Below are 6055 nucleotides of genomic sequence, written 5' to 3' on the forward strand. Positions count from 1 at the left end.
GCGCCAGGTGCCGCGCTCTGAGCTCCGGCTGGGTCTCGAGCTCGCTCAGCGTTCGGTGCATGGCACGGCGCACGATCGGTCCGGCGTCGGTGTACACGCCGCTGGCCAACAGGGGATGCGTGAAGCGGACCCGGTTTCCCTCCAGCGTGACGATGCCCTCGGACTCGGCCTGCTCCACCCGCTGGACCAGGTCGGCGGTGGTGAGGTTGTTGGCGGCAGCGAGCAACTCCACCGTGGGTTCGGCCATGCAGGCGATGCTGAACAGCAGGTTGCGGGCGTCGTCGTCGAGCAGCCCGATCCTCCTGCGCACTAGGTCGGCGAGGGTCGGCGGCAAAGACAACTCGGTGCCCGCGGTCCCGTCGTTGATGGCGCGGCCCAGCTCGAGGGCGAAAAACGGGTTACCGCCGGAGATCTCGGCGATGCGGAGCACCGTCGGACGGGAGAACGTGCGCCCCAGGCGATCGGAGATGACAGTGTGCAGTTGCCGGGTGTCCAACGGACGCACCGCGGTGCGGTTCAGCCGGTCCGGGCGGTCCAGATGCAGCCAGGTGGCGGCTGCTCCGTCTCCGGGCTCGCATCGCTCGGTGACCAGCACACCGAACGGACCCCGCAGGCGGCGCACGGCGAACTCGACGGCGGCACGGCTCGAGCTGTCCAGCCACTGCGTGTCGTCGACCGCCACGATCACCGGTGAGTGTTCGGCCAGGGCGTGCAGCATGGTGACGAATCCCGCCGCCACCACCCGCTGGTCGGTCGCGGGTCCGTCGGTCCCGGCGCGCAACAGGACGCGGTCCAGCGCCAGGCGCTGCAGGGCGGGAAGCCGGGCGAAGTGTTCGGGTTCGATGTCGCTCAGCAAGTCGGCCAACGCCGCGAAGGCCATCACCGATTCGGTCTGGCCGCCGCGCGCCGACAGCACTCTGAACCCCCGGTCACGCGCATCATGGAGCAACGACAGCCACAGCGTGGTCTTGCCGATCCCCGCTTGTCCCTCGATGACCAGGCCGGTGGGCTTCGACTCCGCGGAAGTCAGAAAACCAGCAACGTGCGGGTCCGCCATCGACGACCCGCTATCGGTGGACATACTGCCCATCATCGCAGTGGGCAAAGTCGAGCGCACGACATCGGCGAGTTCGGTGATCGGGAGTTCAACGCAGCGACACGACGACCTTGCCTCTGGCGGTGCGATCCTCCAGGGAGGCGATCGCCTCGGCTGCCCGATCGAGCGGATACACCACCGGTTCGGGCGCCGATACCGCGCCCGAGGCCAGCAGCGGTTCCAGTTCGGACCACTGCTCCTGCAGGTATCCGGGATGGGTCAGTGTCCAGGCGCCCCAGCCGACACCGACCGCGTCGACGTTGTTGAGCAGCAACCGGTTCACCTTGACGGTGGGGATGTCACCGCCGGTGAAGCCGATGACGAGCAACCGGCCGCCTGGGGCCAGCGAACGCAGCGAGTCGGTGAACCGGTCGCCGCCGACCGGGTCGACCACGATGTCCACCCCGCGGCCGTCGGTGAGTTCCTTCACCGCGTCCTTGAATCCGTCGACCAGCACCACGTCGGTCGCGCCCGCCGCCCGTGCGACGTCGACCTTGTCCTCACTGCTGACCACGGCGATCACCCGTGATGCACCGAATGGGGGCGCCAATCGCAGCGTCGAGGTTCCGATACCGCCCGCGGCACCATGCACCAGCACTGTTTCGCCATCGCGCAGCCGGCCGCGGTTCCGCAGGGCGAAGTGCACCGTCAAATCGTTGAACAACAGGCCCGCGCCCGCTTCGAAGGACACCGAGTCCGGCAGGGCGAAGAGCCTCTCAGATTGCAGCGCAACAACTTCGGCCATCGCACCGAATAGCATCGTCAGCCCGGCCACTCGGTCGCCGGCTTTGACGTGCGCGCCGGCGGGGGCACTGCGCACCACGCCGGCGATCTCCGCGCCAGGGGTGTAGGGCATGGGGGGCTTGTACTGGTAGAGCCCGCGGGACTGCAGCGCGTCGGGAAAGGCCACCCCGGCGGCGTGCACATCGACGATCACATCGTCGGGGGTGCCGGTGGGTTCGTCGATGTCGACCACCTTTGCCGCCGACGGTCCCTCGAGCTCAGCAATCTGTATCGCACGCATCCGTCCATTCAACCGCACCGTTCTGTGACCTTTGCGGCGGTACAGTCAGCTGCGCGGCAAAGTCGCCGCGACCCGCAGAGTGCACAGGGAGCGCGAATGGCACGAGGTGGTAGCACCCGAGTTCGGGGTGCCTTCGCCCCCGCCGAGGCTCTGCCGCCCGGGCGGGTGGTCGACGTGCGGTCCACGGACGGCGTGCGACTGCACACCGAGGTGTTCGGCCCCCAGGACGGATACCCCATCGTGCTGGCGCACGGCATCACCTGCGCCATCCGGGTCTGGGCTCACCAGATCACCGACCTGGCCGAGCACTACCGGGTCATCGCCTACGACCACCGCGGGCACGGCCGCAGTTCGGTGCCCCCGCGTCGGGGCGGCTACAGCCTGGATTACCTGGCGGCCGACCTCGACGCCGTGCTGGCTGCGACTCTGGCGCCGGGGGAGCGCGCGGTCATCGCCGGGCACTCGATGGGCGGCATCGCGATCACCTCGTGGTCCGAGCGCCATCCCGAGCGTGTCGCTCAATGTGCCGACGCTGTCGCGCTGATCAACACCACTACCGGTGACCTGCTGCGCAACGTCAACTTCCTGCCGGTGCCGCAACGGTTCTCCGATGTGCGCACGCGCGCGGCGGGCACCGTGCTGAGGAATCTCGGTGGGGCCCCGCTGGTGCGTGCCGCGGACCTTCCGAGTCGCCGCTTCGTGTCGACGATCGCCGTGGGCCGCGACGCGGACCCCGCCATCGTCGATTTTGTCTTCGACATGTTCAACGGAACTCCGCCGGCGGGGCGGGGCGGCTGGGCCCGCGTTCTGGTCGACCACCTCGGCCCGCAGCACATCGGGCTCAAGAATCTCACCGTCCCGACACTGGTCATCGGCAGTCAGCAGGACCGGTTGCTGCCGATGGTCTCGTCCCGCCGCATCGCCGCGACCGCCCCGAATCTGGCCAGGTTCGTCGAACTCTCGGGAGGGCACTGCGCGATCCTGGAGCGGTCCGCTGACGTCAACGAACACCTGCGGTGGCTGATCGAGACGGCGAGCGGAACTCAGGAGCGCCGCACCAGCTTCTGATGCGCCTCGCCGGCCGCCCGCAGTCCCGAGCGCACGGCCCCGTCCAGGAAGCCTGTCCACTGGTCGGCGGTCTCGGTGCCCGCCCAGAACAGGGTGTCCACCGGCGTGCGCAGCCAGCGCCCATGGGCTGTCCACGAGCCGGGAGGCACCGCGGCGGTCGGTCCGCCGGGCGCGAACTGTTCTGTGCCCCAACAGTGGTCGAGGTAGTCGATCGGCTCTGACGCGGCTTCGCCGAACAGCGCGGCGAAACCGGCGAGAGCGACCTCGCGTCGTTTCTCGGCCGGCAACGGGTCGAACATCCGCGCGTCGGTGAAGCCCAGCAGGATGCCGGGGCCCGCATCGCCGGGGCTGACGTCGAAGGTGATGAACACCGGCCCCTCGTCGGACAGCGCTTCGCCTGAACAGCCGGCATCGCGCCAGAACGGTCGGTCGTACGCGGCGTAGGCCTTGCTGAGGTGGCCCTGCGGCCAGTGCCGGGTGAGCTCCTGGCACTCGGGCGGCAAGGGTGGGACGAACTCGATGCCGGCGCGATGCGCGGGCGGTATCGCGACGACGACCGCGCGTGCGGTGAACTCGGCGCCCTGGCATTCGACGGTCACGGTGCCGTCGGGGTCGCGTCGGATGCGCTGCACCGGGGCGTTCAGCACCACCCGTTCGCCGAGTTCGTCGGCCATCCGCGTCGCGATCTGCTGGGTTCCGGCCGGGAACCGGTCCTGCTGGGCGCCACCGTCGACGTCGAGCATCCGCCCGAGGCCGCCCGCGGCTTTCACATAACGCACTGCGTGCAGCATCGAGACGGCGTCCGGTTCGCACCCCCAGGTCACCCGGGACATGATCGCCATCAGGTCCCGGGTGGACGCACCGGCGTGCACCGAGCGCAGCCACTGGTCGAGCGAGACGCCGTCGAGGTCGTAGGCGATGGGCGAGGTCCACGGTTCGGCCACCGGGACTCTCTTGCTGATCCGGTCGAACCGCCATTGGATGCGGGAGACGTCGACCAACTCGATGATCGACAGCCGGGGGATGGTGCTGCGGTAGGACCGCACCCGGCCACGCCAGCGGATCAGGTTCTTGCCGTGTCCGTAGGTCGGCACGGACTCGCATCCCAGCTCGGCCGCCAGTTCAAGCACCGCGTCCTGCGTCGGCCCGACGAACGTCGCACCGAGATCGACGGGCACTCCGGCCACGGTCGCGGTGTAGGACCGGCCCCCGACCCGATCGCGCCCCTCGGCGACGACCACGTCGTATCCGAGTCGCACCAGTTCGCGCGCCGCCGAGAGTCCGGCGAATCCCGCTCCCACGACAACAACGTCCGCCATGCCCCCATCGTTGCGGATTCGGCGCGGCAACGTGCGCGTACGCGGCGTTTCCCGCGCCCGATCCGCCGCGCACCGGGGCACCGACCCATATCGTGGTACGTGGACGGACCAAAGGAGGTTGCGGATGCACGAGGTAGACCCAGACCATTCGGAAGCGGAGTACTCCGACGTCCTGATCATCGGCGCGGGAATTTCGGGGATCGGCGCCGCCTACCGAATCGAAGAGCGCAATCCCCAGCTCAACTACCGGATCCTCGAGCGGCGCTCCCGCATCGGCGGCACCTGGGACCTGTTCCGGTACCCGGGCATCCGATCGGACAGCGACATCTTCACGCTGTCCTTCCCGTGGGAGCCGTGGACCCGTCCGGAGAACGTCGCCGACGGTGAGTACATCCGCGAATACCTGACCACGACGGCGCACAAGCACCACATCGACGAACACATCCGCTTCGACACCGAGGTGAAGTCCGCGGAATGGGACTCGGCGACCGACACCTGGACGGTGCGTGCCGAGCACGACGGTGCGCAACGCCTCTACCGGGCACGCTTCTTGTTCTTCGGCACCGGCTACTACAGCTACGACGACCCCTACCAGCCGAAGTTCCCGGGCATCGAACGCTTCGGCGGTGAGGTGGTCCATCCCCAGTTCTGGCCCGAGGACCTCGACTACTCCGGCAAGCGGGTGGTGGTGATCGGTAGCGGGGCCACCGCGATCAGCCTGATCCCAGCCCTCGCGCAGAAGGCCGCCCACGTCACGATGCTGCAGCGGTCGCCGACGTACATGATGTCGATGGCACGTATCGACCCGATGGTGGACTTCATCCGGAAGATCCTGCCGCGCAAGCTGTCTCACTCCGTGGTGCGAGTGCGCAACGCGGCCTTCCACATCCTGACCTACTTCATGTTCCGCAAAGCGCCCAATTTCGGACGCAAGCTCATCCGCAGCCGGGCCAAAGCCGCGCTGCCGGCCGGTTACGACGTCGACGTGCACTTCAAACCGCGGTACAACCCGTGGGACCAACGGATGTGCCTGATCCTCGACGACGATCTGTTCGAGCAGATCAAACACGGGCGCGCCGAGGTGGTCACCGACACGATCGACCACGTCGACGAGACGGGCATCGTGCTGACGTCGGGCGGACGCGTCGACGCCGACGTGATCGTCACCGCCACCGGTCTGCAACTGCAGGCGCTCGGCGGTATCCGCATCGTCGTCGACGGTACCGAGATCGAGCCCACCGATCGGTTCGTCTACAAGGAGTACCTACTCGAGGACGTGCCGAACCTGGCATGGTGCATCGGGTACACGAACGCATCGTGGACGTTGCGCGCGGACATGACGGCCAAGGCATTCGCGAAACTGTTGGCCTACATGGATTCTCGGGGCTACACCCATGCCTATCCGCATCGCGGTGAGGGTCCGATCACCGAGAAGCCGGCCTTCGATCTGCAGGCGGGCTACATCAAGCGCTCGCCGCATGCGCTGCCGAAGTCAGGTACCCACCGGCCGTGGAACGTGCGGCACAACTACGTGCTCGACGTCATCGA

Annotated in this window: 5 protein-coding genes; 2 read left to right on the top strand and 3 right to left on the bottom strand. The window is 68.2% G+C overall.

The genetic code is table 11. The features are described 5' to 3' along the window. Together WA965_RS19670 and WA965_RS19675 are read right to left on the bottom strand one after the other, a co-directional pair. Window positions 1–1081 (bottom strand): AAA family ATPase (locus WA965_RS19670; RefSeq protein WP_526447979.1); only part of this gene is annotated, 1081 nt, incomplete at its 3' end. A 64-nt stretch (window positions 1082–1145) separates the two neighbouring features. After that, window positions 1146–2120 carry an NADPH:quinone oxidoreductase family protein gene (locus WA965_RS19675; protein WP_526300661.1) on the bottom strand — a complete coding sequence of 325 codons (975 nt, stop codon included), beginning with the start codon at window positions 2118–2120 and terminating at the stop codon, window positions 1146–1148. A gap of 96 nt (window positions 2121–2216) precedes the next feature. On the opposite strand from WA965_RS19675, the gene WA965_RS19680 reads away from it, so the two are divergent. Beyond that, window positions 2217–3188, top strand: a complete 972-nt coding sequence (locus WA965_RS19680; protein WP_526300663.1) for an alpha/beta fold hydrolase — start codon at window positions 2217–2219, stop codon at window positions 3186–3188. Here the strand turns inward: WA965_RS19680 and WA965_RS19685 are convergent. Next, window positions 3164–4507 (bottom strand): flavin monoamine oxidase family protein, encoded by a 1344-nt coding sequence (locus tag WA965_RS19685; protein ID WP_526300664.1) that lies wholly within the window; start codon window positions 4505–4507, stop codon window positions 3164–3166. The two genes, WA965_RS19680 and WA965_RS19685, sit on opposite strands and share 25 nt — an antisense overlap. Before the next feature lie 124 nt (window positions 4508–4631). Between WA965_RS19685 and WA965_RS19690 the strand changes: the two genes are divergently transcribed. Beyond that, the coding region (locus WA965_RS19690; RefSeq protein WP_526447981.1) for a flavin-containing monooxygenase at window positions 4632–6055 on the top strand (1424 nt) is incomplete at its 3' end.

This window comes from Mycobacterium sp. (assembly GCF_049683935.1).
Taxonomy (GTDB): Bacteria; Actinomycetota; Actinomycetes; order Mycobacteriales; family Mycobacteriaceae; genus Mycobacterium.